Source organism: Streptomyces griseoluteus, assembly GCF_004784465.1.
Classification (GTDB): Bacteria; Actinomycetota; Actinomycetes; order Streptomycetales; family Streptomycetaceae; genus Streptomyces; species Streptomyces griseoluteus.
This window is the reverse complement of the sequence record NZ_SRRU01000002.1, coordinates 554674-574271: the sequence shown is the minus strand read 5'-3', so window position 1 is coordinate 574271 and position 19598 is coordinate 554674. Positions and strand designations below refer to the sequence as shown.

16 protein-coding genes are annotated in these 19598 nt (G+C 71.9%); 5 read left to right on the top strand and 11 right to left on the bottom strand.

Features of this window, described 5'->3' with window-relative positions; translation table 11 throughout:
- Window positions 1-29: 29 nt before the first annotated feature.
- From whiA to uvrC, 4 genes are read right to left on the bottom strand one after another with little or no spacing between them, the layout of a single operon-like run.
- Window positions 30-1019, bottom strand: a complete 990-nt coding sequence (gene whiA, locus E5082_RS08055) for a DNA-binding protein WhiA (protein ID WP_030809753.1) — start codon at window positions 1017-1019, stop codon at window positions 30-32.
- Window positions 1010-2098: a gluconeogenesis factor YvcK family protein gene (locus E5082_RS08050; protein WP_135790565.1), complete on the bottom strand. Its 1089-nt coding sequence runs from the start codon at window positions 2096-2098 to the stop codon at window positions 1010-1012. Before E5082_RS08050 ends, whiA begins: the two co-directional genes overlap by 10 nt.
- A complete protein-coding gene (gene rapZ / locus E5082_RS08045) occupies window positions 2095-3096 on the bottom strand; it encodes an RNase adapter RapZ (protein ID WP_031182822.1) in 1002 nt (333 codons plus the stop codon). Before rapZ ends, E5082_RS08050 begins: the two co-directional genes overlap by 4 nt.
- Window positions 3093-5192, bottom strand: a complete 2100-nt coding sequence (uvrC, locus tag E5082_RS08040) for an excinuclease ABC subunit UvrC (RefSeq protein WP_135790564.1) — start codon at window positions 5190-5192, stop codon at window positions 3093-3095. Before uvrC ends, rapZ begins: the two co-directional genes overlap by 4 nt.
- A gap of 315 nt (window positions 5193-5507) precedes the next feature.
- Here uvrC and E5082_RS08035 point away from each other — a divergent pair, with 315 nt between their 5' ends.
- On the top strand, window positions 5508-6455 hold the full coding sequence (locus tag E5082_RS08035; protein WP_135790563.1) for a hypothetical protein: 948 nt from the start codon (window positions 5508-5510) through the stop codon (window positions 6453-6455).
- Between the two features lie 39 nt (window positions 6456-6494).
- Here E5082_RS08035 and E5082_RS08030 read toward each other — a convergent pair whose 3' ends face one another.
- Window positions 6495-6920, bottom strand: a complete 426-nt coding sequence (locus E5082_RS08030; protein WP_135790562.1) for a Rieske (2Fe-2S) protein — start codon at window positions 6918-6920, stop codon at window positions 6495-6497.
- Between the two features lie 268 nt (window positions 6921-7188).
- Between E5082_RS08030 and E5082_RS08025 the strand changes: the two genes are divergently transcribed.
- Both E5082_RS08025 and E5082_RS08020 read left to right on the top strand, forming a co-directional pair.
- Window positions 7189-8271 (top strand): LacI family DNA-binding transcriptional regulator, encoded by a 1083-nt coding sequence (locus tag E5082_RS08025; protein WP_135790561.1) that lies wholly within the window; start codon window positions 7189-7191, stop codon window positions 8269-8271.
- Entirely contained in the window at window positions 8268-9179 is a 912-nt protein-coding gene (locus E5082_RS08020; RefSeq protein WP_135790560.1) for a carbohydrate kinase family protein, read from the top strand. The genes E5082_RS08025 and E5082_RS08020 overlap by 4 nt, the downstream gene beginning before the upstream one ends.
- A gap of 70 nt (window positions 9180-9249) precedes the next feature.
- On the opposite strand, the gene uvrA is transcribed toward E5082_RS08020, so the two are convergent.
- Window positions 9250-12243, bottom strand: coding sequence for an excinuclease ABC subunit UvrA (gene uvrA / locus E5082_RS08015; protein ID WP_135790559.1), 2994 nt, complete (start codon window positions 12241-12243; stop codon window positions 9250-9252).
- Between the two features lie 225 nt (window positions 12244-12468).
- On the opposite strand from uvrA, the gene E5082_RS08010 reads away from it, so the two are divergent.
- Together E5082_RS08010 and E5082_RS08005 are read left to right on the top strand one after the other, a co-directional pair.
- Complete coding sequence (locus E5082_RS08010) at window positions 12469-13155, top strand: maleylpyruvate isomerase family mycothiol-dependent enzyme (protein WP_135790558.1); 687 nt, start codon at window positions 12469-12471, stop codon at window positions 13153-13155.
- A gap of 46 nt (window positions 13156-13201) precedes the next feature.
- Window positions 13202-13858 carry an MBL fold metallo-hydrolase gene (locus E5082_RS08005; protein ID WP_135790557.1) on the top strand — a complete coding sequence of 219 codons (657 nt, stop codon included), beginning with the start codon at window positions 13202-13204 and terminating at the stop codon, window positions 13856-13858.
- A gap of 269 nt (window positions 13859-14127) precedes the next feature.
- Here E5082_RS08005 and aroQ read toward each other — a convergent pair whose 3' ends face one another.
- The 5 genes from aroQ to E5082_RS07980 form a co-directional block, all read right to left on the bottom strand.
- The gene (gene aroQ / locus E5082_RS08000) at window positions 14128-14601 is read right to left on the bottom strand and encodes a type II 3-dehydroquinate dehydratase (protein ID WP_135790556.1); all 474 of its coding nucleotides are present in this window, start codon (window positions 14599-14601) and stop codon (window positions 14128-14130) included.
- Between the two features lie 105 nt (window positions 14602-14706).
- A complete protein-coding gene (locus E5082_RS07995; RefSeq protein WP_135790555.1) occupies window positions 14707-15807 on the bottom strand; it encodes a calcium:cation antiporter in 1101 nt (366 codons plus the stop codon).
- Between the two features lie 163 nt (window positions 15808-15970).
- On the bottom strand, window positions 15971-16951 hold the full coding sequence (locus E5082_RS07990) for a TerC family protein (protein WP_167514006.1): 981 nt from the start codon (window positions 16949-16951) through the stop codon (window positions 15971-15973).
- Between the two features lie 233 nt (window positions 16952-17184).
- Window positions 17185-18972, bottom strand: coding sequence for a TerD family protein (locus E5082_RS07985; protein ID WP_135790553.1), 1788 nt, complete (start codon window positions 18970-18972; stop codon window positions 17185-17187).
- 43 nt (window positions 18973-19015) lie between these two features.
- Entirely contained in the window at window positions 19016-19594 is a 579-nt protein-coding gene (locus E5082_RS07980; protein WP_030809798.1) for a TerD family protein, read from the bottom strand.
- Window positions 19595-19598 lie beyond the last annotated feature (4 nt).

Here is a 19598-nt window from a genome sequence, read left to right as displayed (position 1 = left end):
GGCGTTTTCCTGCTTCGACGCCTCGGCGATCAGCCCGCCAGGTTGTCCGCCAGCTCCTCGGAGAGGTTGGCCTCGGTGCTCGGGATACCGAGGTCGGAGGCGCGCTTGTCGGCCATCGCCAGCAGTCGGCGGATACGGCCGGCCACCGCGTCCTTGGTCAGCGGCGGGTCGGCCAGCGCACCCAGCTCCTCCAGGGACGCCTGCTTGTGCTCCATGCGCAGCCGACCCGCGGCGGCGAGGTGCTCGGGCACCTCCTCGCCCAGGATCTCCAGCGCCCGCTGGACCCGCGCCCCGGCGGCGACGGCGGCCCGCGCCGAACGGCGCAGGTTGGCGTCGTCGAAGTTGGCGAGCCGGTTGGCGGTCGCGCGGACCTCGCGCCGCATCCGGCGCTCCTCCCAGGCCAGCACCGACTCGTGCGCGCCGAGCCGGGTGAGCAGGGCGCCGATGGCGTCGCCGTCGCGGACCACGACCCGGTCCACGCCACGCACCTCGCGGGCCTTCGCGGCGATCGACAGCCTGCGGGCCGCGCCGACCAGCGCGAGCGCGGCCTCGGGGCCGGGGCAGGTGACCTCCAGCGAGGAGGACCGGCCGGGCTCGGTGAGCGAACCGTGCGCCAGGAAGGCGCCGCGCCAGGCGGCCTCGGCGTCACAGGTGGCGCCGGAGACGACCTGCGGGGGCAGGCCCCGGATCGGGCGACCCCGGCCGTCCACGAGCCCGGTCTGCCGGGCCAGCTGGTCACCGCCCGCCACGACCCGCACCACATAGCGGGAGCCGCGCCGCAGGCCGCCGGGCGCCATCACGATCAGCTCGGAGCTGTGGCCGAAGATCTCCAGGATGTCCCGCTTGAGGCGCCGGGCCGCCATCGCGGTGTCCAGTTCCGCCTCGATCACAATGCGCCCGCTCACCAGGTGGAGGCCGCCGGCGAACCGCAGAATGGCGGAGACCTCCGCCTTCCTGCAGCAGGTCCGGGTGACGGGAAGCCGGGAGATCTCATCCTTCACCGCTGCCGTCATCGCCATGGGCCGATCCTTCCATGCATCCGAAAAATACGGTCGTACGCGGCGGCCAGCAGCTCCGGATCGTGCCGGGGAGTTCCGTCGGTCCGGGCCACCGGCGCCAGCTCGACCGCGGCTCCCAGCCGCTTGGCGGCCTCGGCGAGCGAATCGCGGTCGGGCACGGCCGCCTCGTCGGCCAGCACCACGTCCAGGGCGAGTTTAGGGGCGTGTCGCCCCAAAACCTCCAAATGACGCTGCGGTGAGAAGCCCTCGGTTTCGCCGGGTTGCGGGGCGAGGTTCAGCGGGAGGACCCGGCGCGCCTTGGTCTGGGTGAGCGCGTCGAGCAGTTCGGGCACGAGGAGGTGCGGGATGACGGAGGAGAACCAGGAGCCCGGCCCGAGCACCACCCAGTCCGCGTCGAGCACCGCTTCCACCGCCTCAGGGACGGCGGGCGGGTCGGAGGGCACCAGGTGCACCGACTGCACCTCGCCCGGCGTCAGCGCGACCGTCGCCTGTCCCCGCACGGTGTCCACGTCGTCCGGCCGGTCCGGGTCGTGTCCCTTGACCAGGGCCTGCAGCTCCAGCGGCACCGCCGACATGGGCAGCACCCGGCCGTGCGCACCGAGCAGCCTGCCGACCAGGTCGAGCGCCATCACATGGTCGCCGAGCTGCTCCCACAGGGCGACGATGAGCACATTGCCGACCGCGTGGTCGTGCAGGTCGCCCTGGGACTGGAAGCGGTGCTGGATGACCCGGGCCCAGGTCTGGCCCCACTCGTCGTCCCCGCACAGCGCGGCCAGCGCCTTGCGGAGGTCACCGGGCGGCAGCACGCCCAGCTCGTCACGGAGGCGTCCGCTGGAGCCGCCGTCGTCGGCGACGGTGACGACGGCGGTGAGATCACCGGTGATCCGGCGCAGCGCGGCGAGCGAGGCGGACAGGCCCATGCCGCCGCCGAGCGCGACCACCTTGGGCTGGGCGCCGCGTCTGCGGGGCCGCGCGCCCCGCACCTCTACGGGGCGGGCCGCGCGGGCCTCCGCGCGGCCGAGGCGCCCCTCGGGGACCACGCGGCGCAGGCCGCGCAGCCGCCGTGCACGGTCGGTCATTCGCGTCCCATGTCCCGGTGCACGACCACCGTCTCCACGCCCTCCGCCGCGAGGCGCGCCGCGAGCTTCTCCGACATGGCGACCGAGCGGTGCTTGCCGCCGGTGCAGCCGATGGCGATGGTCACGTACCGCTTGCCCTCGCGGCGGTAGCCGGCCGCGATCAGCCGGAGCAGCTCGGCGTACCGGTCGAGGAACTCCTTGGCGCCGGGCTGGTTGAAGACGTAGGAGGCGACCTCCTCGTTGACCCCGGTGAAGGGGCGCAGCTCCGGGACCCAGTGCGGGTTGGGCAGGAACCGCATGTCCGCGACCAGGTCGGCGTCGACCGGGAGGCCGTACTTGAAGCCGAAGGACATCACGGTGGCCCGCAGCTCGGGCTCCTCCTCGCCCGCGAACTGGGCGTCCATCTTGGCGCGCAGCTCGTGCACGTTGAGGCTGGAGGTGTCGATGACCAGGTCGGCGTCGCCGCGCAGCTCGCGCAGCAGCTCCCGCTCGGCGGCGATGCCGTCCACGATGCGGCCGTCGCCCTGGAGGGGGTGCGGGCGGCGCACCGACTCGAAGCGGCGCACCAGGGCGTCCTCGGAGGACTCCAGGAAGACGATGCGCCGGGTGACGCCCCGGCTGTCGAGGTCGGCGAGGGACTCACGGAGGTTGTCGAAGAAGCGGCGGCCGCGCACGTCCACCACGACCGCGATCCGCGCCACGTTCCCCTGCGAGCGGGCGCCCAGCTCCACCATGGTGGGGATCAGGGCGGGCGGCAGGTTGTCGACGACGAACCAGCCGAGGTCCTCCAGGCACTTCGCGGCCGTCGAGCGGCCGGCTCCGGACATGCCGGAGATGATCACCAGCTCGGGGATGGGCGCATCGTTGGCCGCTGCCGGCGTTACGTCCTGACTCACCTGTGCTCCGTTGTCCTGTTCCGCCGCCCCTGGCGGGCTGTCGTCCGTCGCCGCGTGTGCGCGGTCCCGCTCGGCCGTGGGCCGTGCCTCGTGCTCCGTCATGTCTCCTGCCCCCGTCGGTCGTCCGGGAGGCCCGCGCTCACGGACTCTCCGGAGGAACCGCCCGTCGTGTCGGGTTCCTCTTCGTCAATGATCTCTCCGGTCGCCGTGTTCACGGCGGGTGCGGCCGGGGCCGAACGGGCGAGTGCCACCGCGATGGTCTCGGCCGTCTTCCGGCCTATGCCGGGTACTTCCTGGATCTGCTCGATGGTGGCGGCGCGCAGCCGCTTGACCGATCCGAAGTGCTTGATGAGGGCCTGCTTGCGGGTCTCGCCGAGGCCGGGCACCTCGTCCAGCGGGCCGCTGCGCAACCGCTTGGCGCGTTTGGCGCGCTGGTAGGTGATGGCGAAGCGGTGGGCCTCGTCACGCACCCGCTGGAGGAGGTAGAGGCCCTCGCTGCTGCGGGGCAGCACCACGGGGTCCTCCTCGCCGGGCACCCAGACCTCCTCCAGGCGCTTGGCGAGGCCGCACACGGCGATGTCGTCGATGCCGAGCTCGTCCAGCGCGCGCCGGGCGGCGGCGACCTGCGGGCGGCCGCCGTCGACCACGACGAGCTGGGGCGGGTAGGCGAACTTCCTGGGGCGGCCGTCGTCGTCCTTGGGGCCGCCGATGACGCCGTCGTCCTCGCCCGTCAGGGGGGCACCGGCCGACGAGCCGTTCACCTGGGTGTCCTCGGCGCCCGCCCACTCGCCGGACTTCTCCTTCTCCGCCAGGTAACGGCGGAAGCGGCGGGTGATCACCTCGTGCATGGAGCGGACGTCGTCCTGGCCGGCGAAGCCCTTGATCTGGAAGCGGCGGTACTCGTTCTTGCGCTGGAGGCCGTCCTCGAAGACGACCATGGAGGCCACCACGTCGTCGCCCTGGAGGTGGGAGATGTCGTAGCACTCGATCCGCAGCGGGGCGCTGTCGAGGTCCAGGGCATCGGCGATCTCCTCCAGCGCGCGCGAGCGGGTGGTGAGGTCGGAGGCGCGCTTGGTCTTGTGCAGCACCAGCGCCTGCTGGGCGTTGCGCTGGACGGTCTCCATCAGCGCCTTCTTGTCGCCACGCTGCGGGATGCGCAGCGAGACGTTGGCCCCGCGCCGGACGGTCAGCCACTCCTGAACCGGCTCCACCGGGTCGGGCAGCGCCGGGACCAGCACCTCCTTGGGCACGGAGTCCCCGGTCTCCTCGCCGTAGAGCTGCTGGAGGGCGTGCTCGACGAGAGCGCCGGTGGTGATCTCCTCGACCTTGTCGGTGACCCAGCCGCGCTGGCCGCGCACCCGGCCGCCGCGCACGTGGAAGATCTGGACGGCGGCCTCCAGTTCGTCCTCGGCGACGGCGATGAGGTCCGCGTCGGTCGCGTCGGCGAGCACGACCGCGTTCTTCTCCATGGCCTTCTTCAGCGCGCCGACGTCGTCACGCAGGCGGGCGGCCCGCTCGTACTCCATCTCGTCGGACGCCTCGGCCATCTGCTTCTCCAGGCGGCGGAGGTAGGTGCCGGTGCGGCCCGCCATGAAGTCGCAGAACTCCTCGGCCAGCTCGTAGTGGTCCTCCGGCGTGATCCGGCCGACGCAGGGCGCGGAGCACTTGCCGATGTACCCGAGCAGGCAGGGACGGCCGGTGCGCTCGGCGTTCTTGAAGACACCGGCCGAGCAGGTGCGCACCGGGAAGACCCGCAGCAGCAGGTCGACGGTGTCCCGGATCGCCCACGCGTGGGCGTACGGGCCGAAGTACCTGACGCCCTTCTTCTTGTGACCGCGCATCACCTGGACGCGCGGGAACTCCTCGTTCATCGTGACGGCGAGGTACGGGTAGCTCTTGTCGTCGCGGTACTTGACGTTGAACCGGGGGTCGTACTCCTTGATCCAGGAGTACTCCAGCTGCAGCGCCTCGACCTCCGTGGACACCACGGTCCACTCCACGGACGCGGCGGTGGTGACCATGGAGCGGGTGCGGGGGTGCAGGTTCGCCAGGTCCTGGAAGTAGTTCGCCAGGCGCTGGCGCAGGCTCTTCGCCTTTCCGACGTAGATCACCCGGCGGTGCTCGTCACGGAACCTGTACACCCCCGGAGAGTCGGGGATCTCGCCCGGCCTGGGGCGGTAGCTGGAGGGGTCGGCCATGACTCACACCCTACTGGCGAGCAGGGACACCGCGCCGGGCCTGTGGACAACGGTCGCGGAGGCACCGGACCGGTCTGTGGACAACCGGGCCGGAGGCGGCGCCGGGGCGTCACGATCCAGGCCATGACGTGACCCAGGGTGTTGTCGGGGTCTGGTCAACACGCTTCAATGCGGGGGAACTCGGGGCCGCGCACTCGGCGCACGCGAACGGCGTGCCCGCCCGCGAGCGCGCCCCCGGGGGCCCACGGGGGGGCCCACGACCCCGCACCGCGGTCTGACCAGCCGTGGTGACACCTCACAGAAAGGCTTCTGTGCATGCCACATGTCACAGAGCACCCGGACCTCGCCTCCGCCGAGCTGGAGACGGCCCTGCGGGGCGGCCCGTTCCATGTGGCGCTGCGCGCCGCGATAGCCGCCCGCGGGCTGCCGCTCCAGCGGGTGCAGCACCATCTGACGCGCCACGGGGTGAAGGTCGGCGTGACCAGCCTCAGCTACTGGCAGCAGGGCGCCCGCCGTCCCCAGCGCCCGGAGTCGCTGCGCGCCGTGCGCGCGCTGGAGGAGATCCTCCGGCTCCCCGAGGAATCCCTGATCAGGCTGCTCGCCGAGGCGCCGGAGACGGCCGACGGCGACCGCCCGGCGCCCCGCTCCTACCGCTCGCTGGTCGAGGCGTCCGACACACTGGACCGGCTCCGGGCGGAGCTGGACTGGACACCGGACGGCGGCATGCAGACCCTCGGCCACCACGAACGCGTCCGCATCGGGGGGCGGCGCGAACTCGCGGGCCGGGAGTCCGAGCACATCGTGCGCGCCCACCGCGACGGCGTGGACCGCTTCGTCGCCGTCCACCACGGCGACCCCGGCTGCCGTCCGGACGACATGGCCGTGCACGCGCTGGAGAACTGCCGCACCGGCCGCGTCCGGCTGGACCGGGAGACCGGTGTCCTGGTGGCCGAGCTGCTCTTCGGCACCCGGCTGCGCTCCGGCGACACCTTCCTCTTCCGGTACGGCATCACCGACGGCACCGCCGGGGCATCGCACGAGTACGTCCACCGCTTCGGCTCACCGGGCGGGCAGTACGCGCTCCAGGTGCGGTTCGACGCGTCCGCGCTCCCGGCCCGCTGTCACCGCTTCACCCAGTTCTCCCCCGCCGCGCCGCGCGCGGGACGGCAGGAGCTGGCGGTCAGCGAGCCGCACCGCAGCGTCCATGTCGTGGAGCCACGGGTGCGGCCGGGGACGGTGGGGATCGCCTGGGAGTGGGAGTGATCCTTTTTCAGACGCCCTGAGCAGGGACGACCGGCGGCGTCAGGCGGCCGGCCCCGCGACGATCCGGCCGTCCGCCACCTTCACCGGCAATTCGCTCAGCGGCTCGGTCGCCGGCGCCTGCACCACCTTGCCGGTGACGGCGTCGAACTCGCTGCCGTGGCAGGGGCAGACCAGGGTGGTGCCGCGCAGCTTGTTGATCACGCACCCGGCGTGCGTGCACACCAGGCTGTACGCCTTCAGGCCACCTTGGGCGTCCCGGCTGACCACCACGTTGTGGTCGCGGTAGAGCTTCGCGGCGCCCTTGGCCACCTCGCCCTCCGCCCCGAGGTCCACGGAGGAGGTGACCGCCGAGGCGCCCTTGCCGTCCTGCGGAGCGGCGCAGGCGGCCAGCCCGAGCCCGGCGACCGGCGCCACGGCGGCTCCTCTGAGGACGGTACGGCGGCTCGCGGACGATCGGGCGGGCATCGGTCTCTCCACAGGTCAGGGGATGTGCAGGACGACCTTATCCGGGCATGGGGGACAGTTTCCGGGCGGGGGCGGGCGCACGCGGCGTAGGGCGTCTCCGGACCAGGACGTCCGCGTAAACGCTTGCGCAAGCGTTTACGCACCGGTGGCGAATGGGATACCTTCCCGCCCGTGGGACCAACGGCGCGCGCCGTGGCCCGCACCCGCCCGCCGCGCTCCGGCCGACGGCCGGGACCGCGTTCGGGGATCTCGTGGGAGGGGGAGCGCGATGTCCACCATGGCCGACGTGGCCCGGAGCGCCGGTGTCTCCGTGGCGACCGTCTCCCATGTCCTGAACGGCACGCGCCCGGTGCTCCCCCACACCCGCCAGGCCGTGCTGGACGCCGTCGAGTCCCTTGGCTACACGCCCAACTCCCTCGCCCGCTCCCTGGTGACCTCCCGGACCCGCTCCATCGGGCTCGCGGTGTCGGCGATCAGCAACCCGTACTTCACCGAGATCCTCCAGGGCGTGGAGGCGGCCGCGCTGGAGGCGGGTTACAGCCTGCTCATCGCGGACCCGCACGACGACCCCGAGCACGAGCTGAAGGTGGTCCAACTGCTGCACGGGCGCCGGGTGGACGGCATGATCGTCGCGCCCTCCGCCGAGCCGGGCGACCTCGTGGCGTACCTCCGGCGCCAGGCCGTGCCGACGGTGCTGCTGGACCGGGTGCTGGAGCCGGCCAGTCCCGGGCAGGGACCGTTCGATCAGGTCTGCGCCGAGAACTCCGGGCCCATGGCGGAGCTGGTCACCCACCTCGCCTCCCTGGGACACCGGCGGATCGGTCTGGTCGCCGGGCTGCCGGGGCTCAGCACCACCAGCGAGCGCGTCACGGGGTACCGGCAGGGGCTCGCGGCGGCGGGGCTCGACGCCGACGACGAACTCGTGGTGTCCGGCAGCTCCGAAGCCACGGGTGCCGAGCGGGCCACGGCCGCGCTGCTCGCCCTGCCCGCTGCGCCGACGGCGCTGGTCACCGCCAACAACGCGATGACGATCGGCGCCCTGCGCGCTCTGCGGGAGCGGGGTCTGAGCGTGCCCGGCGACATCGCCCTCGCCTGCTTCGACGACTTCGCCTGGGCCGACCTGTTCGCACCCCGGCTCACCGCGATCGCCCAGCCCAGCCGGGAGATGGGCGCCCGGGCCGTCCAGGTGCTGCTGGACCGCCTGGCGGCGCCGGACCGGGAGACGAGGACGGTGCGGCTGCCCTGCGCTTTCGTCCACCGCGCCTCCTGCGGCTGCCCGGAGCCCTGGCCGGCGGAGACCGGCAGCAGCTTGGAATCGACCTCGCAGTCCGAGAAGGGAACCACCCCGTGATCGTCGTCGCCGGTGAGGCACTGATCGACCTTGTACCGCAGGGCCGTGGCGCCCTGGCGGGCCTCCAACCGGCGCTCGGCGGCGGCCCGTTCAACACCGCTGTGGCCCTCGGCCGGCTGGGCTCGCAGACCGCCTTCGCCTCCCGCGCCTCGCACGACGCCTTCGGCGAGGCCCTGCTCGACGGGCTGCGGCGGGCCGGGGTGGACGTCTCCGCGGTGCAGCGCGGCCCCGAGCCGACCACGCTCGCCGTCGCCACCATCGACTCCGGCGGCTCGGCGGCCTACTCCTTCTACGTCGAGGGCACCGCCGACCGCCTCTTCACCACCCCGGCCGCCCTGCCCGAGGGCACCCGCGCGGTGTCCTTCGGCACCTGCTCGCTCGCCCTGGAACCGGGGGCGAGCGCCTACGAGGAGCTGATGCGGTCGGCCGCCGGCCAGGGCCTGTTCACCGCGCTCGACCCCAACATCCGGGCGGGCCTGATCCCGGACGCGGACGCCTACCGCGAGCGCTTCCGGGGCTGGCTGCCCTCGGTGACGCTGCTGAAGCTGTCCGAGGAGGACGCCCAGTGGCTGGGCGGCACCCCGCGCGAGTGGCTGGCCGCGGGACCGTCGGCCGTGGTCGTCACGCGGGGCGGTGACGGCCTCACCGTCTACACCGCCGACGGCGCGGAGCACCGGGTGCCCGGTGAGAAGGTCGACGTCGTGGACACCATCGGGGCCGGGGACACCGTGAACGCGGCCCTGCTGCACGGCCTGTCCACCCTGGACGCGCTGTCCGCGCCGGCGCTCGCCGGGCTGGGCCCGGACACCTGGCGGCGACTGCTCGGCTTCGCCGCGCGCGCGGCGGCGGTCACCTGCTCACGGGCCGGCGCGGAGCCGCCCTACGCGACCGAGTTGGGCCCGCTGTGACCGGCTGAAACGGCGAGCGGCGCCTCGCGGGGTGAGTCCCGCGAGGCGCCGCTCGTACGAAGGGGCGCTGTCAGGCCTTGGGGGCCCGCGTCGCCTTCTTCGCGGCCGTCTTCTTGGCCGTCGAGGCCTTGGCGGTGACGGTGCCGTCGGCCTTGGCCGGAACCGTCTTCTTCGCGGTCTTCCGTGCCCGCGGGGCCTTCACCGGGCCCGCGTCGCTGACCCGGTCGGCGCCGAGGATCTCGCGCAGGAACTTGCCGGTGTGGCTGGCCGGAACCGCCGCGACCTCCTCGGGCGTGCCCTCGGCGACCACGAGACCACCGCCCGCGCCGCCCTCCGGGCCCATGTCGATGACCCAGTCCGCGGTCTTGATCACATCGAGGTTGTGCTCGATGACGACGACCGTGTTGCCCTTGTCCACCAGACCGGTGAGGACCTTCAGCAGCTTGCTGATGTCCTCGAAGTGCAGACCGGTGGTCGGCTCGTCCAGGACGTAGACCGTGCGGCCGGTGGAGCGCTTCTGCAGCTCGCTGGCGAGCTTGACGCGCTGCGCCTCACCGCCGGACAGGGTGGTCGCGGACTGGCCCAGGCGGACGTAGCCGAGGCCGACGTCCTTCAGGGTGCGCAGGTGCCGGGAGATGGCGGGCACCGCCTCGAAGAAGTCGGTCGCCTCCTCGATCGGCATGTTCAGCACGTCGGCGATGGACTTGCCCTTGTAGTGGACCTCCAGGGTCTCCCGGTTGTACCGGGCGCCGTGGCAGACCTCGCACGGGACGTACACGTCCGGGAGGAAGTTCATCTCGATCTTGATCGTGCCGTCGCCCGAGCAGTTCTCGCAGCGGCCGCCCTTGACGTTGAAGGAGAAGCGGCCGGGCTGGTAGCCCCGCACCTTCGCCTCGGTGGTCTCGGCGAACAGCCTGCGGACGTGGTCGAAGACACCGGTGTACGTCGCCGGGTTGGAGCGCGGGGTGCGGCCGATGGGCGACTGGTCGACGTGGACGACCTTGTCCACCTGGTCGTCGCCGTCCACGCGCGTGTGGCGGCCGGGGACGTTCCGCGCGCCGTTCAGCTCGCGGGCCAGGTGGGTGTACAGGATGTCGTTGACCAGGGTCGACTTGCCCGAGCCGGACACACCGGTGACCGCCGTGAACACGCCCAGCGGGAAGGACACGTCGATGTCCTGGAGGTTGTTCTCCCGCGCGCCGCGCACCACGAGCTGCCGGGAGGGGTCGAGCGGTCGGCGCACGTCCGGCAGCGGGATCGACTTGCGCCCGGAGAGGTACTGGCCGGTCTGCGACTCGGCGTTGGCGAGCAGTTCCTTGAGGTGACCGCTGTGGACGACCTTGCCGCCGTGCTCACCGGCGCCCGGACCGATGTCCACGATCCAGTCGGCGACCTTGATCGTGTCCTCGTCGTGCTCGACCACGATGAGGGTGTTGCCCATATCGCGCAGCCGGACCAGGGTCTCGATCAGCCGGTGGTTGTCCCGCTGGTGCAGACCGATGGACGGCTCGTCCAGCACGTAGAGCACGCCGACCAGGCCGGAGCCGATCTGGGTGGCCAGGCGGATGCGCTGGGCCTCGCCGCCGGACAGGGTGCCGGCCGCACGGTTGAGGGAGAGGTAGTCCAGGCCGACGTCGACCAGGAAGCGCAGCCGCTCGTTGACCTCCTTCAGCACGCGCTCGGCGATCTTCTTGTCGCGGGCGTTCAGCTTCAGCTCGCCCAGGAAGTCCGCGCAGTCGCTGATCGACATCGCGGCGACCTCGGCGATCGACTTCCCCATCACGGAGACCGCGAGGACGACCGGCTTCAGACGGGTGCCCTCGCAGGAGGGGCAGGGCACCTCGCGCATGTAGCCCTCGAAGCGCTCCCGGCTGGCGTCGCTCTCGGCCTCGCTGTGCCGCCGCTTGACGAAGGGCACCGCGCCCTCGAACGGGGTGGTGTACACCCGCTCGCGTCCGTACCGGTTGCGGTAGCGGACCTCGATCTGGGTCTTGTGGCCGTACAGCAGGGCCTTCTTGGCGCGCTGGGGCAGCCCGGCGAAGGGGATGTCGGTACGGAAACCGAGGGCGTCCGCGAGGGCGTTGATCAGCCGGCCGAAGTAGTCCTTGGTGTGGCCGTGCGACCAGGGGTGGATGGCGCCCTCGTCGAGCGACTTGTCCTCGTCCGGGACGATCAGCTCCGCGTCGACCTCCATCCGCGTGCCGATGCCGGTGCACTCCGGGCAGGCGCCGAAGGGGGAGTTGAAGGAGAAGGAGCGCGGCTCCAGCTCCTCGAACGACAGGTCGTCGTACGTGCAGTACAGGTGCTCCGAGAACATGCGCTCGCGCTCGGGGTCGTCCTCGGGGAGGTCGACGAAGTCGAGCACGACCATGCCGCCGGAGAGGCCGAGGGCCGTCTCCACGGAGTCGGTCAGGCGGCGCTTGGCGGAGTCCTTCACCGTGAGGCGGTCGACGACGACCTCGATGGTGTGCTTCTCCTGCTTCTTCAGGGTCGGCGGCTCGGACAGCTGGATGGTCTGGCCGTCGACCCGCGCGCGGGAGTAGCCCTTGGTCTGGAGGTCGGAGAAGAGGTCGACGAACTCGCCCTTGCGCTCGCGCACGAGCGGGGAGAGGACCTGGAAGCGGCTGCCCTCGGGCAGCTCCAGCACCTTGTCCACGATGGCCTGCGGCGACTGGCGCGAAATGGGCCGGCCGCACTCGGGGCAGTGCGGCTTGCCGATGCGCGCGAAGAGCAGGCGCAGGTAGTCGTAGACCTCGGTGATGGTGCCGACCGTGGAGCGGGGGTTGCGCGAGGTCGACTTCTGGTCGATGGAGACCGCGGGCGAGAGGCCCTCGATGAAGTCGACGTCGGGCTTGTCCATCTGCCCGAGGAACTGGCGGGCGTACGAGGAGAGCGACTCCACGTAGCGGCGCTGGCCCTCGGCGAAGATGGTGTCGAAGGCCAGGGAGGACTTGCCCGACCCGGACAGGCCCGTGAACACGATGAGCGCGTCACGCGGCAGGTCGAGCGAGACATTCTTCAGGTTGTGCTCGCGCGCGCCACGGACGATGAGACGGTCGGCCACGCCGGTCCGCACCTTTCTTCAGAGAAGTGACAGGGGCCGAGGCCCCGTGCTTCTTGGAGCCTAGGGGGAGCCACTGACAACGCCGGTCGGATTCCCGGATGCATAACAATCCCCAGCCATCCAGCATGCCCGACGCCGTCTTCGACGATATAGCACGCGCTTTCGAATTACGGCGGATGTTCGCCACCTTCACCCGAAGGAGTGGTCCCGCTAGGGTCGTGCCCCATGACCGATCACGCTCATGACCTGGCCCGTGTACAGGAAGCGACGGAACGGCTGCTCAGCGCGGCCGCCGCACTGGACAACGCGGCGCTGTCCGAGCCGTCACGGCTTCCGGGCTGGACGCGCGGACATGTCCTTGCTCACATCGCCCGCAATGCCGACGCCCTCGTGAACGTCCTCGAAGGCCGACCGATGTACGTGAGCGCCGAGACCCGCGACGCCGACATCGAGCGGGACGCCCCGCGCCCCCTCGATACCCACCTCACCGACGTGCGCGACAGCGCGGCCCGGTTCGATGCGGCGGGCTCGGCGCCGGGCGACTGGGACCGCGTGGTGGAGCTGCGCAACGGCATCACCGACGTCGCGGCCCGGCTGCCGTTCCGGCGCTGGGCCGAGATCGAGCTGCACCACGTGGACCTCGGCGCCGGCTACGAGCTGGAGGACCTCCCGGCCGAGTTCACCGAGCGCGAGACCGAGTTCCTGGCCCAGCGCTTCCTGGGCCACCCCGAAGTGCCCCCGACGCTGCTGAGCGACGGCACGCGGACCTGGAGCACCGGGCAGGAGGCGCCCGAGCCCGAGGTCACCGTCACCGGCACTCCGGCCGACCTGCTGGGCTGGCTCGCCGGGCGCCGCGAGGGGACCGCGCTGGAGGTGAAGGGCGGCGAGCTGCCCGCACTGCCCCCGCTGTGACACGGCACCGGGCCGCCAACCCCCGCCCCGCTATAGGCTGATCGTCATGACGTACAGCGGCGAGGTCAGGGTCGGCGGTCCGGCGGACGTGCACGAGCTGAAGGACCTGATGATCACGAAGGTCGCGGTCGGCCCGATGAACAACAACGCCTATCTGCTGCGTTGCCGGGCCACCGACGAGCAGCTCCTGATCGACGCGGCCGCCGAGCCGCACACGCTCCTCACCATGATCGGCGAGGACGGCATCGCGTCCGTCGTCACCACCCATCAGCACGGCGACCACTGGCAGGCGCTCGGCGAGGTGGTCGGCGCCACTGGCGCGCGTACCTACGCAGGCCGGGAGGACGCCCCGGGCATCCCGGTCCCCACCGATGTGCCGGTCGACGACGGGGACGTGATCCGGGTCGGCCAGGTCGAGCTGACCGCGCGCCACCTGGTCGGACACACGCCGGGCTCCATCGCGCTGGTCTACGACGACCCGCACGGCCACCCGCACGTCTTCACCGGCGACTGCCTCTTCCCGGGCGGTGTCGGCAACACCCATCAGGACCCCGAGGCGTTCGCCAGCCTGATCCACGACGTGGAGACGAAGATCTTCGACGCGCTGCCGGACGAGACCTGGGTCTACCCCGGCCACGGCGACGACACCAGCCTCGGTGCCGAGCGCCCGCATCTGCCGGAGTGGCACGCGCGCGGCTGGTGAGCCGGGGCGCCGCCTAGGGCCTGCCCGGCGGATCATGGCGCGAACGCGGAGTCTGGCACGCCCTCCCCCAAGCTCTGCGAGCAGGGGGGACCCCCAGCGGCGTTGTCGTCACTCCCCGACTCCCCCACGCTCGGCTGCCCTCGCGCGGGGGGGGGGGGGACCCATCGCGTCGGCTCCCTCCTCCGCCTTGCACCTGGACGCACCAGACCCCGCTCACCTGGGACGATCGGCACCGCTGCTTCACCGCCCCCTGATCCGCCGGACAGGCCCTAAGCGTCGGCCCGCGAAGGCCCCGCCAGCGTGGCGATCCGCTCCACCGCGAACACGTACCCCTGCACCCCGCAGCCCGCGATCACACCGTCGGCGCGCAGCGAGACGTACGAGTGGTGCCGGAAGGACTCGCGCTGGTGGATGTTGGAGATGTGGACCTCCACCACGGGCAGGCCGTCGCAGGTGTTGAGCGCGTCCAGGATCGCCACCGACGTGTGGGAGTAGGCGCCGGGGTTGATGACGATCCCGGCGTGGTCGAGGCGCGCCTCGTGAATCCAGTCCACCAACTGCCCCTCGTGGTTGGACTGCCGGCAGTCCACCGTGCCGCCGTACGCGGCCGCCGCCCCGGCGCACATGGCCTCCACGTCGGCGAGCGTGTCCTTGCCGTAGATCTCGGGCTGCCGCTGGCCCAGGAGGTTCAGGTTGGGCCCGTTGAGGATCATGATCGGGGCGCTGGCCAGACTGCGGGGCACGATGGTTTCCTCCGGTGCGTCGGGGGCGGCCGGCAGGACGGCCACCGCTCGCACCCGGTCTATCACGGCCCGCCGGGCGGCTCGCGGGCCCGGTGGGACCCCCGGCTACGGATTGAGGGCCAGCTCCAGGTAGGCGGCGAAGATGACCAGGTGGACGCCGCCCTGGAGCGGGGTGGCGCGGCCGGGTACCACCGTGAGCGAGGCGACGACCACGGTGAGCGCGAGCAGCAGCATGTGCGTGGAGCCGAGGCCCAGCACGAGCGGTCCGGACAGCCAGACCGACGCCAGGGCGACGGCCGGGATGGTCAGCCCGATGCTGGCCATGGCGGAGCCCAGCGCGAGATTGAGGCTGGTCTGCACCCGGTCGCGGCGGGCGGCGCGCAGCGCGGCGATGGTCTCCGGGAGCAGCACGAGCAGGGCGATGATCACACCCACGACCGAAGGGGGCAGCCCCGCGCCCTCCACGCCGGCCTCGATGGTGGGCGACACGCCCTTGGCCAGACCGACCACGCCGACGAGGGCGAGGCCGAGCAGGCCGAGGCTGATGCAGGCCCGGCGGCCGGTCGGAGGTGCCGCGTGGTCGGCTCCGGTGATGACGGCGCCCTCCTTGGTGACCGGCAGGAAGTAGTCGCGGTGCCGGACGGTCTGGGTGGCGACGAAGAGGCCGTAGAGGATCAGCGAGGAGAAGGCCGCGAACGTCAGTTGCACGGTGGAGAACTCGGGTCCGGGCTTGCTGGTCGTGAAGGTCGGCAGCACCAGGCTGAGGGTGGCCAGGGTGGCGACCGTCGCCAGGGCGGCTCCGGTGCCCTCGGGGTTGAACACGGCGGTGCCGTGGCGCAGGGAGCCGACCAGGAGGCAGATGCCGACGATGCCGTTGCAGGTGATCATCACGGCGGCGAACACCGTGTCGCGGGCCAGGGTGGCGCTCTTGTCCCCGCCGTCGACCATGAGGGTGACGATCAGCGCCACCTCGATGATGGTGACGGCGACGGCGAGCACCAGGGAGCCGAAGGGTTCGCCCACCCGGTGGGCGACCACCTCGGCATGGTGCACAGCGGCCAGCACGGACCCGGCCAGCACGACGGTGACCAGGGCGACGACCGCGCCGGGCAGGTCGCGACCCCAGGTGAAGACGAGGAGGACGACCGCGAGCACCGGCACGAGGAGCGTCCACCGCGCGGCGAGCGACCTGAGCCGAGTGATCATGCAGTGATGGTGGCAGAGGCGTACAGGGTTCGCATTCCGTTCGTTTCGTCCGGCGCACCGGTGGGGCGGACGCGGTGGGGCCGGCGGGCGGAGCCTTCCCGTGCGGAAGGTGCCGGGCCGCGGCACCTTCCGCACGGGTCGCCCACCCCTCGGGGGTGGCGGGTCAGGCGTCGATGCTGTCCTTGGCGCCGCCGCCCCCGGCCGCCTCGGCGGCGGCCTGCTTCCTGGAGGCGATGAGACTGGTGATCGTGGTGATGACGAGCACGCCGCAGATCACACCCAGGGAGACCGGGATGCTGATCTCCGGGACATGCACGCCCAGCTCGTGCAAGGCGTGCAGCACCAGCTTGACGCCGATGAAGCCCAGGATGACCGACAGGCCGTAGGACAGGTGGACCAGCTTCTTCAGCAGGCCGCCGATGAGGAAGTAGAGCTGGCGCAGACCCATCAGGGCGAAGGCGTTCGCGGTGAAGACGATGTACGGGTCCTGCGTCAGGCCGAAGATCGCGGGGATGGAGTCCAGCGCGAACAGCACGTCGGTGGTGCCGATGGCGAGCATCACGACCAGCATCGGGGTCATGACCCGCTTGCCGTTCTCCTCGATCCACAGCTTGGTGCCGTGGTACCGGTCGGCGACACCGAACCTGCGCTCGGCGGCCTTCAGCAGCTTGTTCTCCTCGTACTCCTCGTCCTCATGATCGGCGCGGGCCTCCTGGATGAGCTTCCAGGCGGTCCAGATCAGGAAGGCGCCGAAGATGAAGAACACCCAGGAGAAGCTGGCGATGATCGCCGCGCCGGCCGCGATGAAGACGGCCCGCAGGACCAGGGCTATGAGCACGCCGAAGAGCAGGACCCGCTGCTGGTACTGCGCGGGCACCGCGAACTTCGTCATGATCAGGACGAAGACGAAGAGGTTGTCGACACTCAGCGACTTCTCGGTGATGAAGCCGGCGAAGAACTCCCCGGCGGGCTGGGCGCCGCCGAAATAGAACAGTCCGAGGCCGAAGAGCCCGGCCAGGGCGATCCAGACGGCTGTCCAGATACCGGCTTCCTTGATGGACACCTCATGCGGCTTGCGGCCGATGAAGAAGTCCACCGCGATCAGGGCTGCAAGCCCCACGATGGTCAAGACCCACAGGGTCATCGAGACGTCCACTGCACCTCCGGCATCACGTCACGGCAAACATCAGCGTTGTCGCTGCCGGAGGTCTCTTCCACCCGAGGGACGGGCCGGCGCCCCGGAATCCATGGGGATTCGTACTGACGGGGTCGCCGCATCAGGGAGTACTCCCCTCCGCACGAATACGGTAGCGCAATCACCAAGGAAGAGTAAAGAGAAAAGTAAAGTAAAGACCAAGTGAGCAGCTCAGAGACTCTTTACTTTCCCTTGATCCTGGCTGCGGAGACCACGCCGAGCACCTGCTGAAGCACCGCCCCGCCCTGCGGCGGCAGTGACGGTTCGAAGGTCCAGGCGTGCCCGACCCACGGGTCGGCGAAATGGTCGTCGGGTGACGGCGTGAGTCGCGTCAGCGAACGCCACAGCGGGTCGAGCAAAGGCCCGTACTCCCCGGCGTCCGCACGGTCCGCGACCAGCAGCAGATGGACCCCGGCCGCCGGGCCCTCGTCGGCGAGGAAGCGGAGCCGGGTCAGAGCGCGGTCGTCGAAGCCCTGGGGGAAGTCGTTGACCATCAGCAGCCGCCGGGCGGTGTCGAAGCCGTCCGGCAACGCCTCGGTGGCGCCACCGCCGATCGCCATGCGTACGAGGTCGACCCGGCGGGTGAGCGACTCCAGCGCCTGCGCGACGCCCGCCGTGCCCCTCGAGGGCGGTCCCGTCAGCACGCCCGTCCGGGTCAGGGCGCCGAGCGGTCCGGCTCCGGCCCCGGCCGGGTCGATGACCTCCACGGAGAACTCCCCCACCGGGTGGACGGCGAGCAGCCGCGCGGCGAGGGCAACGGCGACTTCCAGGGCCAGCCGGCGCCGCTCGGCCGAGTCCGTGAAGCCGGCCTGTGTGGCGCCGCTGTCGACCCACAGGCCCCGCTCCAGCGGCAGCCTGACCAGCATCGGAATGCGCAGGGACGCGCTCTCGGGTAGGTGGAGGTCGCCCAGCCGTACGGCCCGGGGCAACTCGGCCGGCATCCGGTGCCCGTGCCAGACCGGGCTGTCCCAGCGGGCGTACGCGGGCGGCAGGGCGGGCTCGACGGCCTCCGCCTCGGCGGTGAGCTGGGCGAGGTCGCGGTCGTGGGCCGCCTGCGCCCGGCCCATCAGCTCGTCGTGCTTGGCCCGGGCCGTCTCCCGTGCCGCCTCCCCGGCGCCGCCGATCCTGGCGCGCGGGTCGGCCAGGGCTTCGTCGAGTTCCCGGTCGAGGCGGGCGGCGGCGAAGTCCGCCGCGCTCCGGAGGGCGGCGGTGGAACGGGCCAGGTCCTCGAACATGCCCCAGACCTGGTTGTACAGCCGTTCCTCCATGGACCAGCCCGGCGCGTCGCCCGCGATGGGCTGCGGCTGCGGCTGCGGCTGCGGCTGCGGCTGCGGCTGCGGCTGCGGGGGACCCTGTCGCCCGGGGTGGGTGTAGTCGACGGGCCCGTGCTCGGACGGGCGGGCCTTCGGCGGAGCGGCGGCCCGGGCCGCGCCGAGGCGCCCTGCTTCGTGCGTCGCCTCGGCCATTTCGCTGGCCCCGGACAGCCCAAGGTCCGCCAGCAGTGCGGTGAGGCCCTCCGCGTACCCCTGGCCGACCGCCCGCACCTTCCAGCCGCCCTGCCTGCGGTACAGCTCCAGCGCGACGACGGCCGACTCGGCGTCCAGCCCGGCGAGGGTGAAGCAGACGATCTCCGTGCCGTCGGCATCGGTGACGGTCGCCCTCGGGGCGGCGGTCGCGCCGAACCGCGCTGCCATCCCCGGCAGCGCCAGCAGCACGGTGACGCGGTGCACCGCCTCGGACAGCTCCCGCAGGTCGGCGGAGAGACAGTGCTCGGCGGCCGCCGCGCGGGGCACCTCGATGCCGGGGAGGACCGGGGTGCCGTGATGGGCGATCCCGTGGCCGTCATGGACGCGGCCGCCCTCGTCACCGAGAGCGGCCGCCACGAGCACGGGGACCTCGGCCGAGATCAGGATCTCCAGCCGGGTCCGAGGCAGCGGGTGGTTCTGCCCCCGCACCAGTTCGGCCACCATCGCCGTCCCCCTGTGGTCGTGTCTGGTGCGCGCCGGGCGGGTCCTAGAGGTGCGGCAGGATCGCCGGCATCAGGTCCTGGAAGGTGCGCCCGTTGGCCGGCTCGCCCAGCGCGGTCATCGTCCAGCCGGCGCCCTGGCGGTGCACCTTGGCCATGATCTGCGCCGTGTACTCGCCGCCGCCCGCCAGCGTGTAGCGCGCCAGTTCCTGGCCGTTGGTCTCGTCCACCAGGCGGCAGAAGGCGTTCTGCACCTCCTGGAAGGTCTGCCCGGTGAAGGAGTTCACCGTGAAGACGATCTGGTCGACGTGGGGCGGGACCCGCTGGAGGTCCACCAGGACGGCCTCGTCGTCACCGCCCTGCCCGACACCGCCGACGAGGTTGTCCCCGGTGTGCCGCACGGAGCCGTCGTCGCTCACCAGATGGCGGAAGAAGACCACGTCGACCGGCTGCTTCTCGGCGAAGAGGACCGCCGAGGCGTCCAGGTCGATCTCGCGGGTGCGCGAGCCGAACAGCCCGCGTCGCTTCGCCGCCTGCCAGCCGAGACCCATACGGACCGCGGTCAGGGTGGCCCCGTCCTTCTTCTCCAGGCTGATGGCCTGGCCCTTGGTCATGTTGACGGTCACGGCT